Below are 20,050 nucleotides of genomic sequence, written 5' to 3'. Positions count from 1 at the left end.
CATGGCTTGAGCTTTACTCGACCTTATGAAATATGAGAGCAGAGGGGCTCAAGCCATTGGGTTTGAAATGGCTTAAGCCGCTGCTGTTGTTAGCTTGGCTTTGCGTAGATTTTTAAGGGCGATACAGGTAACCGCAGTTACGCCCGCACCTGATGCCATGCACAGAAGTGCTAGCAGTGGGTAGTTCATTGCGCCAAGTAGAGCAACCACAGGACCACCGTGAGCAACGCTGTTGGTGATACCAAACGAGAACGCCATAACCGCTGCAGTCATCGAGCCAAGCACGTTGGCAGGGATAACCGACATTGGGTCTTGAGCGGCGAAAGGAATCGCACCTTCAGAGATACCCACCAAGCCCATCGCACCTGCAGCTTTGCCTGCTTCGATTTCAGAAGACTCGAACAGGTCGAATTTACGGCCAAGTCTGGTTGCGATAGCCATACCCAGCGGAGCAACTGGGATTGCACACGCCATTGCACCCATGAATTGAGTTTGACCGCTGGCAATCATGCCAACCGAGAACAGGAACGCTACTTTGTTGAACGGGCCACCCATATCGAAGCCAGCCATGCCACCGAGTACGATGCCAAGTAGAACTACGTTACCTGTGCTCATGCTAGTTAACAGTGCTGTAAGCGCATCCATTAGTCCCGCGATAGGTGCACCAATGACGAAGATGAATAGACCTGCGATGAATAGAGAGCCAGTGATCGGAGCGATCATGATAGGCACAAGCGGTTGAACGAACTTGTGGTAGTTAAACGAAGTAATCCATTTAACGAAGTAACCGACTAATAGACCTGCGATGATTGCGCCAATGAAGCCTGTGCCTGCGTCAGCGCCATAGAAAGAACCGTTGTTGGCAATCCAGCCACCAATCAAACCAGGGGTTAAAGCAGGGCGGTCAGCAATCGCGTAAGCAATGTAGCCAGCCAGGATCGGGATCATTAGGGTGAAGGCAACCACACCGACTTCTAAGATTTGGTTCCACATGCTGCCAGCAGGAATCGCCATACCAGATTCGCTTGGCTCGCCACCAATCGCTAAGGCTAGGGCAATCAAAAGGCCGCCCGTCACTACGAATGGGATCATGTGTGATACGCCATTCATCAAGTAACGGTAAAGGTCTGAGCGCGCTTGTGATGCTTTTTCGGCAACGGATTGGTTGGTTGGCGCTTGTTCTGCTTGGTAGCTTGGCGCATTGAGTGCTTGTTTAATCAAGCCTTGCGCGTCTTTGATTGGCGCTTTTACGTTGGTGCAGATAACGCGTTTGCCGGCAAAACGAGCCATGTCGACCTGCTTGTCACAAGCCACGACAATCGCGTCTGCACGTTCAATCTCTTCTTGAGTTGGGCTGTTTTTAACGCCGATAGAGCCGTTAGTTTCGACCTTAACATCGTAGCCAAGTGCTGCTGCGCCTTTCTCTAACGCCTCTGCTGCCAAATAGGTGTGCGCCACGCCAGCCGGGCAACCTGTGACACCAATGATGAAGCCTTGGGTTTCTGTCGTTTCTTCGGTTTGAACTGGCTCTGGTTTCGTCAGTAGTAGTTCCAATGCCGTTTGCTCGGAGTCGGCATTCATGAAGTTCTCAATGAAACCTTCTTCAATCAATTTTGAAGAAAGCTCTGCCAGTACTTCAATGTGGTGATTGTCGCCACCATCGGGAGAGGCAATCATAAAGAACAGTTTCGAAGGTTGACCATCATCGGCGCCGTAGTCGATACCTTGTTTGTGCACGCCGATAACAACCGCGGGTTTGATTACCGCGCTACTTTTCGCGTGTGGTAGGGCGATGCCTTCTTCAAAGCCGGTATTACCTTGTTCTTCTCGCGCTTTAATGTCGGTAAGAAACTGAGCTTTGTCTGAAATTCGGCCTTGTGCGTATAGCACGTCTATCAGCTCTTTAAATACGTCTTCTTTGGAATTGGCGCTAAGCGAAAGCTTAATCAAATCTTGATTGATCAGTGTTGTGATCATAATGAACCCCTACTCTGTTTTTATTTTGTTAGGGATATTCTGAAATTGATTACTTGCCTTCTGTAGTGAATAAAAAACGCATTTACTGGATGATTGTTGCCTTCTAAATGGAGTGTGATTTTGATCGTTTAGGAGCACTATTTTGGGGGCGTATTGACAGCCTTTATGAGTCGTTAAGGCTTTTATTGATAAGGGGTTAGGGTGACTTTTTTATCGTGATAACGGTGCTCAAAATCTGGATGCAGACTGGATATTTATTTCCAATACTGGATTTTTGTAACCTAGATCTCAGATTGTGATTTTGCTCAATAGCGCTATGTTTCACTAAGGAGTATATCTATTGTTGCAGCCGTATTGCTGCCTATAAGAGTTCGAAACAATGATATTTCATGACCTAATCTCATCGGTATTAAACGAACGAGAACCAATTCATAACATCTGGTTTGCTGGAGATTTCCACACGCCTTCAGCATTCAGTTATCAGGTGAACTTTCCGCGTTTAGAGCTGGTGCTCGACGGTGAGTATATTAATGAAATGGAGAGTCATGACCGTAAGATCACTAACGTTGTTGCGAAAGCAGGAGATGCGATTTTCATCCCACCTAACTGTTGGAATAAACCTAACTGGGATACGGACTGTTCGGTGCTAAGCATGCTGTTTGGGCGTCGTCAGCTTGGTTTAAGCTTGGTGAGTAAGCGCAAAGGCGAAGAGAACTTTTATGATATTCAAAAGCACAGTATTCAGACTCGTTCTGGCTTTGCCATTGACAATATTCTTGAGGCACTCAGTTCATTAGCACGCGAGAGTAACAAGCAACCAATGGATGAGTTGTTGCTGCAAGCCCTGCTGCAATACAGCAAGACGATGTTAGATGCGCCTGTCGAGAAGTCTCACAGTCGAGTACAGGATGTGTATCAGGGCATTTGTATTTACATTCAAGAGAACTTCCATCGTCAGATCACCCGTGACAGCATCGCCTCGCGCTTTAGTATTTCCTCCAACCATTTGTCGCGAATGTTCCGCCAACAAGGCCATATGACGCTGGCCGAGTACATCACACGCGTGCGAGTCGACCGCGCCAAGTTCATGCTCAAGAAGTATAATTTTAAGCTCAATGAAGTCTCTGTACGTTGTGGTTTTAAAGATGTGAACTATTTCTGCCGAGTTTTTAAAAATCGTACAGGAAGAACGCCGAGCGAATATCGTAGCTCTATCTAATCTGGGGATTGAGTACTTACAGTAAACGAGAAGTGAGGTACATCAGCAAGGCTTGCAGGTCGATGCTACTTTTGGTTTTTTGCAAACGTTCGGTGATCTGATCATTGAGTAGGTTGCGTGTCAGATTGGTCGCTGCAATGATCTGCTCTCTCTGTGGTTTGGTCGGCATGACCAGTGCTATCGCGACATACACTTGTCCAATCTTGGACGCCCAATCAATCTGATCTTCGCTAACAATCACAGCTATCGACATTCTCTCGCAATGCTCAAACATTACATGAGGGAGTGCAATTCCCGGTGCTACACAGGTCGAAGAACGTTCTTCCCGTCGAATGAATGACAGAATCAGTTCATCCGGATTCTCCGGGTAGATAAGGTGCGCTAAGCCTTTCAAACACTCGAATTTGGTGAGCTGAGTTTGCGCTTTGGCGTGATGCCAATCAACCTCACACGGTGGGCTTATCTGAGGGAAACGCTGCATCAAATCGGTCGAGAACTCGTGATTAACCTGAGATCCAACCAAGACATAATGCTCGGCAATCACATCTTTGAGAACAAAGCACGCCAATTCCGCATCAAGTCCGACTGCGGTAATCTGAACCAGATCGCCTTTAAGCAGCCCAACTTGCAGAAGAGCCACGGATTTAGAGAGGTCCGCAGCACGACCTTGAGTGATGTTGATGATACGAATAGAGCTTTTGAACTTGCGAGCAAGACGGCAAAGCGGTTGGGCCGCGTGCGCACTAGCGGAGGCGTTGTCGACAAAAAACGTCAGTTGATATTCTGGGATCATGAACAGCTGCGACAGTATTTGATGAAGACCTTCTCTACGCTGAGCAACACGTCTTCCATCGCAATGCGCACGGTCTTATTAGCATCGAAGCGATTCGGTTGTTCTATTTCGATATCAGAGACAATCAGCACACGGTCGGCTTGGGCAATATCATGCGCGCTGAGTTGGTTTTCAACGCCCATTGCTCCTTGTGTCTCGACCTTGATCGAAACATTAAATTTAGGCGCTGTTTTAGTTAGTGCATCTGCAGCCATGTAAGTATGGGCAATGCCTGTAGGGCACGCAGTTACCGCTACAATTCTCATGATGGTTCTCTGTTTAGATGAAGAAAGCCCTTAAATATTAGAGGGAGTTGTTTGGAATTCAAAAGTCTCACTTCACACTCTGATTTCTTGGTTACAAAAATCCAGTTAATGCATGTTTAGTGCTATATGATTGGGTGGTTTTGACCGCTAACCTAACCTTATATATTCAGTAATATCGAGCCGCTATGGACATCACACATTTCATTGAATCTGATACGATCTGCTTGGATCTCAAGGCAACGACCAAACAGCAAGTGTTTGAAGAGCTAGTGGAGATGCTCGATGGTGCCGGTAAGCTTTCGAATAAACAACTCTTCCTTGAAGAACTGTGGGCGCGAGAATCAATAGGCAATACAGGGTTTGATGATGGTATCGCGATTCCTCATGCCAAGAGCAGCTCGGTATCTAAACCTGCGATTGCGATTGGTATCAGCCGTCAAGGGATCGATTACGGCGCTGAAACAGGGGAGTGTTCGGACGTCTTCTTTATGCTCGCCTCTCCAGACAATAACGATGAACATCACATCGAAGTTCTCGCGCAAGTCTCGACCAAATTTATCGAAGATGGCTTTGTTACAAAATTGAAGGCGGCAGAGTCAGCTGATGATGTCATCATGCTGTTTTCAGATATCGATACGAACTCCTCTTTTTCAAATACTGGGTATCAATCCATCGACGAACAGCTAATCGTCAGCAGCCCTTATACTCAAGCTCTCAATCGCGTTAAAGAACACCTGCTCTATGGCACTTCGCATATGATTCCGTTTGTGGTGGCGGGCGGGGTGTTGCTGTCGCTGTCAGTCATGCTGACTGGGCAAGCTGCGTTACCTCAATCTGGCTTCTTGGCCGACGTCGCGCAAATGGGTGTTGCAGGTTTGACTCTGTTTACCGTGGTGCTCGGCGGATACATCGCTTATTCGATGGCTGATAAACCGGGTTTGGCTCCAGGCATGATCGGATCTTGGGTGGCGGTAGAGCAATATCAAACCGGCTTTCTAGGCGCGATTATCGTGGGTTTTGTCGCGGGGTATACCGTTCAATTGTTGAAACGGATAAAGCTGCCTGAAAGCATGACTGCATTGAGTGCAATCTTTATCTATCCGCTCGTCGGAACCTTTGTGACCTGCGGTGTGGTGATGTGGGGTATAGGTTCGCATATTGCCTCGTTTATGACGGAGATGAACCTGATGCTGACCGAAATGGCAGGGTCTGGCAAAGTTGTATTAGGCGCAGTACTCGGTGGAATGACAGCCTTCGATATGGGAGGGCCGATCAATAAGGTCGCCACTTTGTTTGCCCAAACACAAGTCAATACTCAGCCTTGGCTAATGGGCGGTGTTGGTATCGCAATCTGCACGCCACCACTGGGTATGGCATTGGCCACATTCCTCTCTCCCAAAAAATTCAAACGAGATGAGCGTGAAGCAGGAAAAGCGGCAGGCATAATGGGCATGATTGGCATTAGCGAGGGGGCGATTCCTTTTGCTGCGGCTGATCCTGCTCGCGTGTTGCCTGCGGTAGTCGCGGGAGGGATTGTCGGCAATATTATTGGTTTCATGTTCCATGTAATTAACCATGCACCTTGGGGCGGGTGGATCGTTCTACCTGTTGTAGATGGTAAAATTGCTTATATTGCGGGCACTTTAGCGGGTTCTCTTACAACGGCTCTGGTGGTGATCTTATTGAAGAAGACCGTTGATGAAGACGAGCAAGGTTATAGCCATCAAGAACTCGGTGGCTCTGTTACGGAAGAGGGAGTAGCCGATGTGTTGGCTGTCACGTCTTGCCCATCTGGTGTCGCTCATACCTTCCTTGCTGCTAAGTCTTTAGAGAAAGCCGCTCAGCAATTAGGTGTGCGAATCAAAGTGGAGACACAAGGTGCGAACGGGATTGGCAACCGAATTACGCAAAAGGACATCGACCACGCGCGATTAGTGATTTTCGCTCATGATGTGGCGATTAAAGAGGTGGAACGATTCCGAGGTAAGAAGATTGTCGATGTTGGCACCAAGGATGCGATGCTCAACGGACAAGGGCTGATTCTTCGTAAAGTGTGATTGGCTAGTAGATTGGCTCTCTAATACTAGAGCCAATCCCACCGACGTTATCAAATCACTTTATTTGAAAGGGTGGTACTTAAAGATATCTTCAACCATGGTATTGAGCAGATCTAAGTCATCACAAGTTTTTGCGTAAGTACGCAAGCCTGCGATTTGTACCTGTACATGGCGAGCAAGCTGCTTGGCATCACGGCTCTGTTCTACTTCACCAAGTTGCTGCGCTTCAACAACCAATTTGGCAAACTCACCTTCCATAACCACTAGGCACTTCTTCGCTTCATCCAGTAGCTCTTGGTGCTCGTTGGTGAGCTCTGCAACCGTTTTGGAAAGCATACACATCCCATTGGGCGCGCTCTGTTTTGACTCAACGACCGCACGTCGAACAAAGCTTTCAAGTGCCTTAAGTGGCGAGCTGTTTTCTTCACGAGCACGCTTTAGGTTCGTTTTACCCAGTTCGGTATAGCGAGCCAGTGTCTCTTTAAACAGACCCTCTTTACTACCGAAGGTGGCGTAGATGCTACCTGGTCGCATGTCGATCACGTCTTGCAGGTTACGCATTGACGTGGCGTGAAAGCCTTTTTCCCAATAGAGATTGGTGGCTTTGTCGATCACTTCTTGTCTATCGAATTTCGCTGTATTTGCCATTGGGTAACCTTAAAGACTTTGAACACGTGTTCAACATTTTAAGCATGGTCGGCGTGAGAGTAAAGGATCTCACGATCTGTAGCAGTGGCTATTAGCTATCAACCACTTCAACGGTTTTGTGTTCTGCACCGTAGTAGGTGCCTTCATCGATGGTGTACATCAAGGTTTCGCTGCACTCTGGGCATTCGAACTCTTCGTTGGGCTCAATAGCTTCATCTTCAATCCAGTCCCAACCAACATGCTCTTCACAAGAAGGACACTTCATACGTTTGCCTCGTTTATAGTTCGTCAATTTTGTCAGTGGCGCATTATACCCATTCGGATCTCCACCGCAATACGCACCAATATAATGCAACTTGTTGTTTATTTGGGCATATACTTATTGTGTTGTATGTCACTTATAGACTTATTAGGTAGTGCCGAGCCTCTAGAAACCAGATAAAGCCCTATGTTTTATGAGCTTAGCTGTTATTTTGACCGGGTGATATCTCAGGATGGCACATTTATTGATTAATTTGATAATTAAATGATCTCGGTAAAGGTGTACCAAGTAAGAAGTGTGCCACAGTCGGGATATAAAGATTCGTCAGCTGCTAGGAAAGGTTTATGAAACTAACGGACATGTCGTTCAAGCAAAAAATATTTGCCCTACTTATTCTACCCATACTTGGGTTTCTGTGGCTCAGTGCTTCAGCTATATCGCAAAGCGTCAATACATCGCAAGAGATGCAGACCCTTAATCAATTAACTCGCCTTTCTGTGGTGTACAGTGAACTGGTACACGAGCTTCAGAAAGAACGCGGTATGACGGCCGGTTTCTTGGGGGCTAAAGGCACCAAGTTTGGTAAAGAGCTTGGCGATCAACGCAATCTAACCAACCGAAAGCGTTCTGCTCGTAACGACTTTTGGCAATCACAAAATGTGGAATTGCCAGAGATTACACAACTTAATCAAACAATTTCTCAAGGCCTCAACCAAATAACAGACATTCGTCGTCAGGTTGATGCACAAACTATCCCTTTAGGGAAGGCGCTTGCTTATTACACCCAGCTTAACGCTAAGTTATTGAGTGTGTCTTCTTTGATTGCTGATTTAAGCAGTGATTCGGTGATCACTCGTGAGACCATCGCTTACTACAACTTCCTGCAAGGTAAAGAGAGAGCGGGTATCGAGCGTGCCGTTTTAAGCAATACCTTCTCTAAAGATGAGTTTGGTGATGGCATGTTGGTGAAGTTCATCTCACTGGTTACGCAGCAAGATACTTATTTCTCTAACTTTAGAGAGCTGAGCACACCACAAAATGTGGCGTTTTTTGAGCAGCAACTTAATGATAAAGCGGTTGATGAAGTAAAACGCTTAAGAGAAGTCGCTAAATCGACCATGAGTGGATTTGATACAGACCCAGTGTACTGGTTTGCTCAATCAACAGGACGCATCGTTAAACTGAAACAGACAGAAAATCATCTTGCAGGTTCATTGATTAACCTCACCGAACATAAAGCTCAGCAGGCGCAAACACAGATGTTGTTCAGTATTGCGCTGTTCGCGGTTGTGTCCTTGGTTGCTCTGTTCGTCGGTATCAAAGTAGTGAGAGACCTAACAACGCGAGTCAGTAATCTAACGTCGGTGATGGCAAGTGTTCGCGATAGCAATGATCTAACAGTGCGCGCTAAATACGAAGGGAGCAGCGAGCTTGGTCAAATTGCAGCGTCTTTGAACTCGACTTTAGAGAAGTTTAAAGACGTGATGGATCAGCTGTCTCACTCAAGTATGTCGTTGGCTTCTGCGGCAGAAGAGACGTCACAGACTTGTGATTACAACTCTCATGCATTGGTCGAGCAACAAGATCAAATTGGTTTAATCGCAACGGCAACTGAGGAGTTGTCAGCGACGGTTAACGAGGTGGCAGATAAGACTCAGCAAACGGCGGCTTCAGCGCAAACTGCTGATCTGCAATCTAAGGTTGGATTAGAAACGGTTCAAAATTCTTACCACTCAATCGAGCATCTGGCTAATGAGATTAATGGTTTAGCAGATAAGATCGCACACCTTAATGAGAGTAGCAGCAACATCAACAGTGTTATTGATGTGATTAAATCGGTAGCTGAGCAAACTAACCTATTAGCACTGAATGCAGCGATTGAGGCGGCTCGTGCTGGCGAGCAAGGTCGTGGTTTTGCGGTTGTTGCGGATGAAGTAAGAACATTGGCGCAGCGCACTCAAGAGTCGACGGCTGAGATCGAAGGCTTTGTAACAGCCCTGCAAACCGATGTTCAAAGTGCATTTGACGTCATTGATAACAGCCAAAAAATGTCGCAAAAAGCGGTAGAAGATTCGCGTGATGTAGAGCAAAGCCTGCAAAGTATTTCCGATTCGGTCGGTGAGATATTCAGTATGGCAGAGCAGATTGCAACGGCTACTGAAGAGCAAGCGGTTGTTACTCAGGATATCGCCAAGAATGTTATTTCAGTAGAACAGAAATCGACAGAATCAACCACAGGTGCCACTCAGATTGCCGTTACGGCTCGTGATCAAGCTGAGCTTGCGTCTTCACTGAAAACGCTGTCTAACGTGTTTAAGCGATAGAGATTACTTGAAACATAGAGCATCAAGATAAAGAAAAGGCCCGTGATTCGTTAAGTCTCACGGGCCTTTTTCTATTTTGGATTAGGTTAGTCTTCGCTGACAAATACGTACATGTCACCACGACAATGGTTGATGCTGTACTCGATCGGCACGCCCTGTTTGTCGTAAGCGGTCTGCTCGATGAGGAGTACCGGTACGTTATTGTCGATTGCTAACTTTTCCAGCGACTCTTGAGTTGGCATTTGCGCCGATACGCGACTCTGAGTTTTCGTTGGAGAGATGTCTTGGCTACGGAAATAATCGTACAGCGAAAGCTGAATCTCATCTGGGTTCTTAATCAAGTGAGCAGGGACGTAAGACTCTTCAATCGAGACGGCTTGCTCGTCAATGTAACGAACGCGCTTAAGTAAAAAGACCTGTTCATTCTCTTTAATGGAAAGCTTGTTCGCAATCTCTGACGAACACTCAATGACATCTTTCTTGATCCACAAAGTGTCTGGTTTTTTGCCTTTTAAAACAGCCTGCTGCGAGAAGCCCGTCGCTTCTTTACCTGAGTATTCAACGGTTTCACTGATCATGGTGCCTAAGCCGCGCGAACGAACTATCACGCCCTCTTTGTCCAATACATCGAGTGCTTTTCTTACCGTAATACGAGATACGCCCAATCTGTCGCTGAACTCACGCTCGGTTGGAATAAAGTCTCCGCCTTTCAGAAGTTTTTGCTCAGTCGCCAGTTTGACTGATTCCGCAATCTTTAGGTAAAGCGGTGATTTATCTTTTTGCTCGATTCGGTTTTGAATGAGAGTTAGCAAAGGCTGGTAGGTGCTCATAAAGGTCTGTTTTCGCTTTTATATTTGATAGAAGTATACCTGATTTGCGAAGCGCAGAAAAAGAAATGAACAATCTAAGGTGAAACCTGGATTCACCCTAGATTATGAGTGCGAGCGAGATGTTCTCGTTGCCGATTACACTGTTGCATTTAGAGCTTTGGGTGGAAGGCTGTTAGCGGATATCGGCTTAACCTGAAAAGTGAGAACTACAGCGACAGAGACGAGTACCGCGCAAATGCCAAACGCTAAAGTGTAGCTGCCATACCAGTCAACAGAGATAGCCGCGAGCATTGGTCCGATAAAGCCGCCAATCCCCCATGCTGTGTAAAGCACGCCATAGTTTGCACCGAAGTTCTTTAAGCCATAGAGATCCGCCATGATCGATGGAAATACCGCTAACAAAGTGCCGTAACCGATGCCCGCTAAAGCAGCGCCGAACATCAGTGTCTGGCTGGAAACGAATTGGCTGAAAGCGAGCATATTGATGCTTTGCAGAGCCAAGGCAATCGCGAGCGTTTTGAGACCACCAATTCTGTCACTGAGTACACCAGAGACAAACCTGCCTGCAGAATTGAAGATAGAAAGAGTCACCACCAAATACGCTCCTTGCATGATGTTTGCTTGCTGCGCCGCAATAGAGGTGATGTGAGCGATGATCATTAAACCCGCTGCTGCTCCAAACGCATAGGTTAGCCATAGTAAGTAAAACTGCTTGGTAGCGAGCATTTCACGCCAAGCGTAATCGTTTTGACTAGTCGCTTGGTTCTTTTGAACCGTTTTTCCTTGCGCTTGATAGTCGGCTGGTGGGTTTGTAATCGAGCAAGCCAACGGGAAGGCAATTGTAATCAAACCCATACCGAGATATCTAAGGCTGAGTTCCAAGCCATAAATGTCTATTAAATAACTGGTGAGTGGTGCCAAATAGATGGCTGCCAATCCGAAAGCGGTGGCGAGCAGGCCATTAACCATCCCTTTCTGAGACGAGTGGAACCATTTCATCGCCGTTGGGTTTAGGCAGGCGTACGCAAAGCCGATACCGCCGCCTGTGATCACACCAAAGCTCAAGTTAAGATTAATGGGTGTTAATGAAAGACTGGCCAATACCATGCCAAGGCCAGCAAATAAGGTACCCGTCATTAACACTCGCTTGGGGCCTATTTTGTCCTGAATACGTCCGGCGATGAGTAAGGCAATCGACAACGTAATGATGGTGATAGTGTAGGGCATTGAGGCTTGGGTGTTGTTCCAGCCTTGTTCAACCAACGCATTCTTGAACACGCTCCATGTATAGAGCACACCAATACAGAGATTGATCCCGCAGCTAGCGAGTAAGATCTTTTTTGCTTTATTGTTCATGTTAATGACCAGAAGGGTATAAAAAAGGCTCAGCGAAACTGAGCCTTGTGAGTTGGAGTTAGGCCTAATACTGCTCGAGGTATTGGGTGATTTGATTGACATCAGGAGCACAGTCGCCACCAACATGACTCACCACATATGAAGCAACCGCGTTGCCGAGAAGAATGGCATCGGCCAGTTCCCAACCAGAGGCTAGCCCTGCAAGTACACCGCCTGCGTGAGTGTCACCTGCACCGATTGTGTCGACGACTGTCGCTCTAAATGGCGCTACGTTGCCATAGCCTTCGGCTGTCGCGAACAGCGCACCATCACTATCGATACGTAAAATCAGTGGGCAGGCATAGTTGCTGTACCACTCCTCTACAAAGGCATTAACCTCTTGCATACCGAGTATTTCGGCTTCTTGGCGATTTAATGACACAATCGGTTTGAGTGCGATGAGTCGTTTAAACAGTGTTGGAGGTACGTCGCCAAGACGCGGACCGAAATCGATGAATAGGTCGATAGTGCTTGGTAGCGTTTCAAGCCATGAGATGAGCTGTTCGCCACATGCTGAAGAGAGCTGATACCCAGAGAGATAGATAATGGCATCATCTTCAAGGGATAGCTGATTGAGTGTTTCAGCGCTCCAGTTATTCTCTACGCCACTTACCGACAAGAAGGTTCTTTCACCATCCGGTTCGACAAGAGCCAGACACCAACCATTGTCTCCTGAGCTGTCTTTTAGGCTACTGTGAATGCCCTTTTCAGCCATGGATGCTGTGATGATGTCTGCCCATTGACCCTGACCGATCGGCAGCGCATTGGTTGATTCAACATCGAGTTGTTTCAGCGCAATTGCGATGTTCAATGCACAGCCGCCAACATGGATGCCTTTTTCTGTGAGTTCTACGTCGGTTCCGCGCTCTGGTAGGGCGGGGGTTTCGGTTACGATGTCGACCACTGCCGCGCCAATCAAACACAGTTGACGCTTGTTTTTAAGTGTTGGAATAAGCGAAATAAGTGCGTTATGAGGCATACTCTTTCTCCTTAATTTCTCTTAGTCGCAAGAAGGTTGCAGCGTAGCCAGCAAAGTCGAGCTGGTTTTCGTCATCGAGTTGTTGCTTGAGTTCGGTATCAATCGCTTGAATACCATTCAACGCACCACAGATCGCTGTTGCCATTGCTCCGATAGTATCGGTATCACCACCTAGGTTGGCACATAAAATGGCACAGCGGTTTGGATCAGTTTGCGCAAGTTCAACCATGGCAATAGCTGCAGGAACGGACTCAATCGTGCTCACGCCAGCGCCGACTAAGTTGTAAATCTTCTCCATGCGCTCTTCGATACCACTATTTTCAGAAGCCACCATAAGTGCGAGTTCAATTCGAGCACCCATTGAAGCACTGAATGTGGTGACGTTCTTAGTTTGAGCAGCATTGGCAATGGCAGGTAACTGGTCTTTAATCGCATTCCAGCTATGGCCTTCAATTGCTTTCGATACCGCCCAAGCGATAGCAACTGCACCAGCAATCGCGACATCCGATTTGTGTGTTGGGCTTGAAGCTAATGCTACTTGATCAATGAAAGTGTCCAAGCTGGTGGTTGGGACTAAACAACCCATTGGTGATACACGCATGGCAGCACCATTGGTCACGCCATTGTTTTCTAGCTCTTCAATGGATGTGCCCTCTTTGATCGCGCGCATCGCAGCTTTTGAACTTGGACCAAAGATGTTCTTATTGAAAGCATCAAACCCTTCTGCCCAGCTTAGAACGTTACGGGCAATAATGTCTGGGTTGATCTCGCCATCACACTCAATGATCGCATCTGCTAGAGCAAGCGCCATAGAGGTGTCATCGGTAAACTGGCAAGCATCAAAATAACAAGCGGCGTTGTTTTCTGCTGGGCCCGGTAAGAAGCGGTCAATCCAACCGAAGTGTGCTTTCACTCGACTGCGTGGCCATAGCTCAGAAGGCATTCCCATCGAGTCGCCCAGTGCCTGACCATAAAAAGTACCCAGAATTCTGTCTTGTTTTGAAATGTTCATCTTACTTTACCAAAAATAGGTTATCTAAAAGCTACTCAGCCTCTAGCGATAATGAAGGCTAGGATAGAGGCTGAGCAGGTATAAAATTATGCTTGAGCTTTTTCCGCTTGGGTCTGCTCGGATGGGTTATTACCCGCTTGATTGTCTATCTCGATCTCTTTGATCTCGCCGTTTGGTTCACGGAAGAAGTACATGAAGATGACCAAGATGATGGCGATCATGATGGCGCCGAAGCCCCACATACCTGCCCAGTCAAACGTGAGTCCATTTTGTGGTTCGTCGTAGGCAAACATTTTCTCCATCAGCACACCACCTAAGCGATAACCCAATAGACTACCGATGCCTTGGCAACCCAAAGTGATAAGGCCTTGTGCCGCGGTACGCATGTGAGCGGGTGCTTTTTTGTCTACGTAAATGTAAGCGGTCACGAAGTAGAAGTCGTAGCTCACACCGTGTAGCAAAATGCCGGCGAATAGCAGTGAGTATAGGTACCACGTTTCTGCACTACCGTAGACGAAGAAGCCGTAACGGACTGCTGCCGTGAAGAGACCAAGAAGTAATACCTTCTTAATACCATAACGTTTAGTAAAGAAGGGTAGAGCCAGCATGAAGAAGATTTCAGAGAACTGGCCTAGGGTCATCCAACCCGTTGCGTTGCTCATACCGACTTCAGTTAGGTAGCCGTTTGCAAAGATGTAGTAGAACGCCAATGGCATGCTGAACATGAAAGAACAAACAAAGAAAGCTAAGAAATTTTTGTCTTTCAACAACACGATAGCATCAAGGCCAAGCATCACTTTAAGGCTAAGCTTGCCAGTGCTCTTTGGTGGTGTATCAGGCAGCGTGAGTGCGAAGATACCAAGAGCAGCAGAAGCTAGCGCCGTCAGAATCAGTGGGATGTTGCTCGATGAGATATCGCCGTAGCCCAACCATCCAGGAAGGAAACCGATCGCAATACCAGAAGCAATCCAACCAATGGTGCCCATTACACGGATGCGCGGGAAGTCACGCTCTACATCTTCTACATTCGAGAAAGCGATACTGTTGGTTAGCGCTATCGTTGGCATGTAAGTCAGCGAGTACAGCAACAGAAGTGGGAAGAAGGTAGCGAACTCAGTTTGTTGTGCGGCCAAGTACATGAGCGCTGCACCCGCAATCAACATAACAGAAAGTACTTTCTGCGCAGCGAAGAAGCGGTCAGTGATAGATCCAACAAGGATCGGTGACAGGATCGCAGCAATTGCCGTACAAGCATAAGACCATGCGATTTCTGTTGGGGTAAATCCATTGGTATTGAGTATTTGCCATAGGGGGACAAACCATGCGCCCCAGATAAACCATTCAATGAACATCATTGAAGAGAGTTTGATGTTTGTGATTTTCATTATTTTGTCCTTTGGTACTGTAGGGTACGCATTGATGGTATTTCAAATGATAATACCAATACAATACCAACTGGGTTGTTTTGTGATCTATTTATCGCAATCGTTGACGATCTTTGGTCTCTTTGATCTTAGGTTAAGTCGTGCTGGGTGGTCATTTATTCGCTAACTGTCGGTTTTTAAACGGACTTTTTTAAGCATGTTTGACCCGGAAGCTACATTAAGGGGAACAAACGTAATCCTTAGCTATTTGTCTCTTCTCTGGAGACGCTCCTGTAACCACGCTTCGGTAACCTTAAAGTGTATTGCGTGACTACTTTTCTTATGCGTAAAGGTACGCTGTATTTAATACATGGAGTGCTATACGACTGTATTGATAGAGAGATTGATGATTGGAAAAGGAACTTACATTGTAATTATGCAATGAAGTACACATAAAAAATGTATAAAGTGGGATTGATAAATGGATTAAAGATACAATTTGGTTCGCTTTTATAACATATGTGTTTGTTTTTAATGCAATAAAAGCGGCTTTCTTAAGTGCGTGTTTAATAAGACACGAGTCATGCTTTGGTTTGAACGTCAAAAGGCAACAAATAATGAATTGGAATACTAATGAGTTACAAGTGCTCTTAAGTGAGCATCAGGGTTGGAGTGTTGAGTCAACTGAGCAGTCTATCTTGATACAAAACGAAGATGGAATTAATGCTTTTTTAGCCGTTTCAGGGGAACAGATATTGGTTGAAGTCTTGTTGTTCTCTCAATCTGACGTCAAGGATAAGCATGCGCTTAATGAAACAATCCTGCGTACGCACAAGATGTTCCCTCTATCAACTATTGGGATTAATGACGTGAATGGTGAGAGCTATTACACAGCGTTTGGTTCATTGTCGTCTCAATCTAAAAAAGAGAGTGTGGTCATTGAGGTTGCTACTCTATTTAGAAACGTTGAGGCATTCATCGACCTTTACCAAGAATACTTATAAGGAGAGAGCAGATGAGTGTTTGGAAAAAACTAGTAACGGCCATCAAAGGTGGCGCAAATGAAGCGGCAGAAGCGGTAGCGGACAACCAAGCTCTAAGGATTCTTGATCAAGAAATCCGAGAAGCAAAAGAGGAGTTGCGCCGTTCAGATGAAGCATTAGTTAAAATCATTGCAAAAAGAAAGCTGTCAGAACAGAAAGTCGCGAGCTTCGATAGTGGAATAGCTGAATACGAAGGGCATGCACGTTCAGCGATGGAAAAAGGCCAACAGGATCTAGCGTTGGAGTGTGCAACAAAGGTTGCGACGCTGCGTAGCGAACAACAAGCGGAACAGGCTTATTTTCAGCAGTTTACTCAGTCTGAGCAATCTATGCGTACGAATATCGCACAAGCGAAAGACAAATTACGCCAATTAGAACAGCAAGTTGACGTTGTTAAAGCCAATGAAGCAGTTCAAAAAGCGCAGGCCGCTGTATCTGCAACAAATGTTGGTGCTAATGCAAAAATGCATACTGCGGTTGAGTCTTTAGATCGTATTAAGCGTCGTCAAGATGAAAGGCAAGCACAATTTGAAGCTGCACAAGAACTCCATGAACAGCAATCTGGTAGTAGTTTAGATAAGAAGTTGGCGGATGCTGGCATTGTGTCTGGGGGAAGTACGTCAGCTGAAGACGAACTAGCTCGAATTCTCGGGAAGTAGCTTCTAAGTTGCGTGTATATGGAGCGTAGCGCTTGGCCGTTACGCTCTTTCGTTTGTTAAACAAGGAGTGCTTTATGTTTGGCTGGTTTAAAAAACAAAAAGACGAGAAACCTCAGGCACCCCAAGCGCCGGAAGTGATTGGATTGAGGCTAGGCGGTGCGTTTGAACTTGATGATCTCAAACTGAAGATTATTGAACCTAGTCTAGTTATTGAAGGTGCAGCTCGAACTCAAATCATTAAAGCAGTTGGCGAGGTCAAACTTGATAATCAGACTCGCCTTTTGCGGTATTACACTGACGACGAGGGGTATTTACAGATCCTTCAACATGGGAATCAAGAAGCTGATATTGAAGAAGTGAAGCTTTGGTATTTCTATGAGTCTAAGCCGATTGATACCGACGCTCAGTGGCAATCATTGTTAGACAACGATGTGGTTCAGTCGTACAAGGAGCTTGAAGGGCACCGCTTTTCCAAGGTTTGGGACAATATTCTTCCGGTTCCTATGACAGAGACTACTTGGGATCAGTCGGGAAATATCACAACCACCGATCAATTTGTCATGGTTTATGAACGTGAGGCTGAAACGGATTTATTCGAGTCACTATTGGTGAGCGCCGAAGAGTCGATCGTCAATAATCAGCACGTTCGCAGTGTAGTAACAAGCACTGGTATTAACCTTACTCCAACTGACTTCACGTTAATTAGTTAACAATTCTCTATCTCCGTTAAGGAAACATTATGTCTCAATTTGTAAATTCTCTGGCAGGGCTTGGTGCGTTTGCGCTTTACTTCGCATTGTCAATTTTCTTCTTACTGCTTTTTAAGTTTGTTTATATTCGTTGCACTCCTTACGACGAGTGGAAGTTGGTTAAGGATGAACAAAATATTGCAGCTGGTATTACTTTATCTGGTGCTTTCCTAGGTTATAGCTTGGCAATCGCTGGTGCAGCAAAGAACTCAGTAAATCTGGTCGATTTCGCTATCTGGGGCGCGATTGCTTTGGTCGCACAACTACTCGCTTTTGCGATAGTTCGTTATGGTTTTATGCCAAAATTGGTCGAGCGTATTAAGGCTAACGAAATTCCTGCAGGTATCGTAATGGCATCTATGTCTATCGCTATTGGCCTGCTTAATGCCGCTTGTATGACCTACTAGGAGGCGGAATGAAACGTAGTCAAAATGTAGTTTTGCCTGAAATGCGTAAGAACTGGCGTCAGTTCAGTTTGGCCCCGATTTCTGTAGCGGTGACAACAGCAATGATTTCTGGCTGCAGTGATGATTCTGTTCGAACCAATATTTATGGCACGATCGATGAGTGTATTTATGATCATCCATCTTATGCGGCGGAGTGCAAAAGTGCTTATCAGGATGCTCTAGAAGAAGCGAGTCGCACGGCACCTAAGTATAAGAGCATCGATGATTGTGCGCATGAGTTTGGCTTTAGCGGATGTGTTGCTGCTCCTCAAAATAATTGGTTTATGCCTGCGATGGCTGGGTTTATGTTCGCACGCATGGTAGATGATCGCCGTTACTATTCTCAGCCTATGTTTACATCGACGTACTATCGTAGCATTTTCTATGATGATTGGATCACTGCGGATGGTCGAACTTATGGGAAGTCGTATCAACGTGGTACGGTATCTGTGAGTCGTGACGAGTTTAAGCCCAAGCCGACGGTGAAACGAACTATCTCTCGTGGTGGTTTTGGCTCCACGGTGTCAGCGAAATCAAGTTGGAGTAGTTCTAAGAGTTCAAGTAAAGGTTGGGGCGGCTAATGCTTCGTCTGAATTCGGAACCTCGAAAACACTGGAAGCAGTTGGCGGCAGAGTATGGTTTTGGTTTCCATACCATGTACGATGAACCGTATTGGGATGAAACGGCTTACTACCAGTTCACTCTGAAGCAAATCGAAGAAGATCTTGAAGAGCCAACTCGAGAAATTCATGAAATGTGTCTCGAAATCGTGGATGTGGTCGTGCACGATGAATACTGGCTTAAGCGTTTTCAAATTCCTCAACCCATGTGGCAAGGTGTTTTGGATTCGTGGAAGCGTAGGGAGCCTTCTCTCTATTCTCGAATCGATCTTGCTTATGATGGACGTGGTCCGGTCAAGTTTTATGAAAACAACGCGGATACACCTACATCGCTGTTTGAAACAGGATTCTGGCAATGGTTTTGGCTTGAAGATTTGGTGAACTCAGGAAAGCTAAGGCGGGATTCTGATCAATTCAACTTGCTTCAAGAGTTAATGATGGCGAGATTCCAAGAGTTAGCTCGCTTACAACCCGGTCAGACATTGCACTTTTCATGCTGTAAAGATACTGAAGAAGATCGTGGAACGGTTCAGTATATGCAGGACTGTGCGATTGAAGCAGGGTTGAAAACGAAGTTTGTTCATATTGAAGACATCGGCGTAACGCGAGATGGAGAGTTTACCGACACTCAAGATAACCTGATTCGATGGATGTTCAAGCTTTACCCTTGGGAATTCATGTTCCAAGAGGATTATGCCAAGCACTTGGATACGGCCAAAGTGAATTGGCTAGAGCCTATGTGGAAGTCAGTGCTATCTAACAAGGCAATACTTCCTTTGTTATGGGAAAAATTTCCTAACCATCCGAACTTACTAGCTGCGTATTTTTCAGATGATCCTAAACTAAAACAACTGAAAAATTCCGAGCTCAAAGATCATGTAATTAAGCCTCTATTTTCACGGGAAGGTGCCAATATTCAACTTGTAAGAGATCAAGAGCTTGTTCTCGATACCGACGGCCCTTACGGTGAAGAAGGACATATCATTCAAGCTTTTCATCCATTACCAAAGTTTGGTGATAACTATACCTTGGTTGGTAGTTGGTTGATTAATGATGAGCCTGCGGGAATCTCAATCCGAGAAGACAGCTCCCTAGTGACTCAAGATATGTCTCGTTACCTTCCTCACATTATTCTCGACTAGATGGTCATTTAGGTTGATAGACACTGTGTTTGCTTGTTTATCAACCTACCTTTTCAATTATTGATGCTGTGTACCCAAAGTTGTCATAGCTCTGACAATTAGCTTGCTTGAGGCTTTAGAGTTTCTCGCGCTTTAAGTTGTTGCATAAGCTATTGGCTCTGTTGGTCTCTTTTTACTTTTCATTTTATTTTCCTTCAGAAGCCGCTATTGCAACCTTCAATTGAAC

Annotated in this window: 18 protein-coding genes and 2 pseudogenes; 10 read left to right on the top strand and 10 right to left on the bottom strand. The window is 46.0% G+C overall.

The annotated features are described in order from the left end of the window. Positions 1–72: 72 nt before the first annotated feature. Entirely contained in the window at positions 73–1,977 is a 1,905-nt protein-coding gene (locus tag KI743_RS04100) for a fructose-specific PTS transporter subunit EIIC (RefSeq protein WP_285465209.1), read from the bottom strand. Positions 1,978–2,356: 379 nt separating this feature from the next. Here KI743_RS04100 and KI743_RS04095 point away from each other — a divergent pair, with 379 nt between their 5' ends. Then, complete coding sequence (locus KI743_RS04095; protein ID WP_285465207.1) at positions 2,357–3,196, top strand: helix-turn-helix transcriptional regulator; 840 nt, start codon at positions 2,357–2,359, stop codon at positions 3,194–3,196. Between the two features lie 16 nt (positions 3,197–3,212). On the opposite strand, the gene KI743_RS04090 is transcribed toward KI743_RS04095, so the two are convergent. Then, complete coding sequence (locus KI743_RS04090; protein WP_239840416.1) at positions 3,213–3,986, bottom strand: PTS sugar transporter subunit IIA; 774 nt, start codon at positions 3,984–3,986, stop codon at positions 3,213–3,215. Next, entirely contained in the window at positions 3,986–4,294 is a 309-nt protein-coding gene (locus KI743_RS04085; RefSeq protein ID WP_285407144.1) for a PTS fructose transporter subunit IIB, read from the bottom strand. The genes KI743_RS04090 and KI743_RS04085 overlap by 1 nt, the downstream gene beginning before the upstream one ends. A 185-nt stretch (positions 4,295–4,479) precedes the next feature. Here KI743_RS04085 and KI743_RS24615 point away from each other — a divergent pair. Both KI743_RS24615 and KI743_RS04080 read left to right on the top strand, forming a co-directional pair. After that, positions 4,480–4,894, top strand: a pseudogene (locus KI743_RS24615) (PTS sugar transporter subunit IIA); the annotation flags it as partial. A 95-nt stretch (positions 4,895–4,989) separates the two neighbouring features. Next, positions 4,990–6,351, top strand: a pseudogene (locus KI743_RS04080) (fructose-specific PTS transporter subunit EIIC); the annotation flags it as partial. Between the two features lie 60 nt (positions 6,352–6,411). Here KI743_RS04080 and KI743_RS04075 read toward each other — a convergent pair. Both KI743_RS04075 and KI743_RS04070 read right to left on the bottom strand, forming a co-directional pair. Continuing rightward, positions 6,412–6,999: a TetR/AcrR family transcriptional regulator gene (locus KI743_RS04075; RefSeq protein WP_032553461.1), complete on the bottom strand. Its 588-nt coding sequence runs from the start codon at positions 6,997–6,999 to the stop codon at positions 6,412–6,414. A gap of 91 nt (positions 7,000–7,090) precedes the next feature. Then, a complete protein-coding gene (locus tag KI743_RS04070; RefSeq protein ID WP_172974289.1) occupies positions 7,091–7,264 on the bottom strand; it encodes a hypothetical protein in 174 nt (57 codons plus the stop codon). A gap of 341 nt (positions 7,265–7,605) precedes the next feature. Between KI743_RS04070 and KI743_RS04065 the strand changes: the two genes are divergently transcribed. After that, a complete protein-coding gene (locus KI743_RS04065; protein WP_285465202.1) occupies positions 7,606–9,585 on the top strand; it encodes a methyl-accepting chemotaxis protein in 1,980 nt (659 codons plus the stop codon). A gap of 86 nt (positions 9,586–9,671) precedes the next feature. Here the strand turns inward: KI743_RS04065 and KI743_RS04060 are convergent, their stop codons facing one another. From KI743_RS04060 to KI743_RS04040, 5 genes are all read right to left on the bottom strand, one after another. Next, positions 9,672–10,415 carry a GntR family transcriptional regulator gene (locus KI743_RS04060; protein ID WP_285465201.1) on the bottom strand — a complete coding sequence of 248 codons (744 nt, stop codon included), beginning with the start codon at positions 10,413–10,415 and terminating at the stop codon, positions 9,672–9,674. 135 nt (positions 10,416–10,550) lie between these two features. Continuing rightward, complete coding sequence (locus KI743_RS04055; protein ID WP_285465200.1) at positions 10,551–11,771, bottom strand: OFA family MFS transporter; 1,221 nt, start codon at positions 11,769–11,771, stop codon at positions 10,551–10,553. A 64-nt stretch (positions 11,772–11,835) separates the two neighbouring features. Then, complete coding sequence (locus KI743_RS04050; RefSeq protein WP_285465198.1) at positions 11,836–12,789, bottom strand: PfkB family carbohydrate kinase; 954 nt, start codon at positions 12,787–12,789, stop codon at positions 11,836–11,838. Continuing rightward, entirely contained in the window at positions 12,779–13,801 is a 1,023-nt protein-coding gene (locus KI743_RS04045; RefSeq protein ID WP_285465196.1) for an ADP-ribosylglycohydrolase family protein, read from the bottom strand. The genes KI743_RS04050 and KI743_RS04045 overlap by 11 nt, the downstream gene beginning before the upstream one ends. A gap of 86 nt (positions 13,802–13,887) precedes the next feature. Beyond that, complete coding sequence (locus KI743_RS04040) at positions 13,888–15,186, bottom strand: nucleoside permease (RefSeq protein WP_150897101.1); 1,299 nt, start codon at positions 15,184–15,186, stop codon at positions 13,888–13,890. 596 nt (positions 15,187–15,782) lie between these two features. Between KI743_RS04040 and KI743_RS04035 the strand changes: the two genes are divergently transcribed. The 6 genes from KI743_RS04035 (at position 15,783) to KI743_RS04010 (ending at position 19,824) form a co-directional block, all read left to right on the top strand. After that, entirely contained in the window at positions 15,783–16,169 is a 387-nt protein-coding gene (locus KI743_RS04035; RefSeq protein ID WP_150868529.1) for a DUF2170 family protein, read from the top strand. An 11-nt stretch (positions 16,170–16,180) separates the two neighbouring features. Beyond that, entirely contained in the window at positions 16,181–16,867 is a 687-nt protein-coding gene (locus KI743_RS04030) for a PspA/IM30 family protein (protein WP_032553455.1), read from the top strand. A 74-nt stretch (positions 16,868–16,941) separates the two neighbouring features. Next, positions 16,942–17,577 (top strand): YjfK family protein, encoded by a 636-nt coding sequence (locus KI743_RS04025; RefSeq protein ID WP_285465192.1) that lies wholly within the window; start codon positions 16,942–16,944, stop codon positions 17,575–17,577. Positions 17,578–17,606: 29 nt separating this feature from the next. Continuing rightward, positions 17,607–18,023: a DUF350 domain-containing protein gene (locus KI743_RS04020; protein ID WP_285465191.1), complete on the top strand. Its 417-nt coding sequence runs from the start codon at positions 17,607–17,609 to the stop codon at positions 18,021–18,023. A gap of 8 nt (positions 18,024–18,031) precedes the next feature. Further along, a complete protein-coding gene (locus KI743_RS04015; protein WP_150868530.1) occupies positions 18,032–18,643 on the top strand; it encodes a DUF1190 domain-containing protein in 612 nt (203 codons plus the stop codon). Then, the gene (locus KI743_RS04010) at positions 18,643–19,824 is read left to right on the top strand and encodes a glutathionylspermidine synthase family protein (protein ID WP_285465189.1); all 1,182 of its coding nucleotides are present in this window, start codon (positions 18,643–18,645) and stop codon (positions 19,822–19,824) included. The genes KI743_RS04015 and KI743_RS04010 overlap by 1 nt, the downstream gene beginning before the upstream one ends. The last annotated feature ends 226 nt before the right edge of the window (positions 19,825–20,050 follow it).

The organism is Vibrio sp. D420a, from assembly GCF_030248625.1.
Classification (GTDB): Bacteria; Pseudomonadota; Gammaproteobacteria; order Enterobacterales; family Vibrionaceae; genus Vibrio; species Vibrio fortis_A.
Note: the sequence above shows the minus strand (reverse complement) of the source record. Positions and strands in the feature narration are given on the sequence as shown.

Coding starts and splice junctions, on each gene's coding strand:
- KI743_RS04010 (WP_285465189.1), top strand. CDS start 18,643: ATGCTTCGTCTGAATTCGGAACCTCGAAAACACTGGAAGCAGTTGGCG.
- KI743_RS04070 (WP_172974289.1), bottom strand. CDS start 7,264: ATGAAGTGTCCTTCTTGTGAAGAGCATGTTGGTTGGGACTGGATTGAA.
- KI743_RS04055 (WP_285465200.1), bottom strand. CDS start 11,771: ATGAACAATAAAGCAAAAAAGATCTTACTCGCTAGCTGCGGGATCAAT.
- KI743_RS04100 (WP_285465209.1), bottom strand. CDS start 1,977: ATGATCACAACACTGATCAATCAAGATTTGATTAAGCTTTCGCTTAGC.
- KI743_RS04035 (WP_150868529.1), top strand. CDS start 15,783: ATGAATTGGAATACTAATGAGTTACAAGTGCTCTTAAGTGAGCATCAG.
- KI743_RS04030 (WP_032553455.1), top strand. CDS start 16,181: ATGAGTGTTTGGAAAAAACTAGTAACGGCCATCAAAGGTGGCGCAAAT.
- KI743_RS04050 (WP_285465198.1), bottom strand. CDS start 12,789: ATGCCTCATAACGCACTTATTTCGCTTATTCCAACACTTAAAAACAAG.
- KI743_RS04045 (WP_285465196.1), bottom strand. CDS start 13,801: ATGAACATTTCAAAACAAGACAGAATTCTGGGTACTTTTTATGGTCAG.
- KI743_RS04025 (WP_285465192.1), top strand. CDS start 16,942: ATGTTTGGCTGGTTTAAAAAACAAAAAGACGAGAAACCTCAGGCACCC.
- KI743_RS04060 (WP_285465201.1), bottom strand. CDS start 10,415: ATGAGCACCTACCAGCCTTTGCTAACTCTCATTCAAAACCGAATCGAG.
- KI743_RS04015 (WP_150868530.1), top strand. CDS start 18,032: ATGAAACGTAGTCAAAATGTAGTTTTGCCTGAAATGCGTAAGAACTGG.
- KI743_RS04040 (WP_150897101.1), bottom strand. CDS start 15,186: ATGAAAATCACAAACATCAAACTCTCTTCAATGATGTTCATTGAATGG.
- KI743_RS04065 (WP_285465202.1), top strand. CDS start 7,606: ATGAAACTAACGGACATGTCGTTCAAGCAAAAAATATTTGCCCTACTT.
- KI743_RS04075 (WP_032553461.1), bottom strand. CDS start 6,999: ATGGCAAATACAGCGAAATTCGATAGACAAGAAGTGATCGACAAAGCC.
- KI743_RS04085 (WP_285407144.1), bottom strand. CDS start 4,294: ATGAGAATTGTAGCGGTAACTGCGTGCCCTACAGGCATTGCCCATACT.
- KI743_RS04020 (WP_285465191.1), top strand. CDS start 17,607: ATGTCTCAATTTGTAAATTCTCTGGCAGGGCTTGGTGCGTTTGCGCTT.
- KI743_RS04095 (WP_285465207.1), top strand. CDS start 2,357: ATGATATTTCATGACCTAATCTCATCGGTATTAAACGAACGAGAACCA.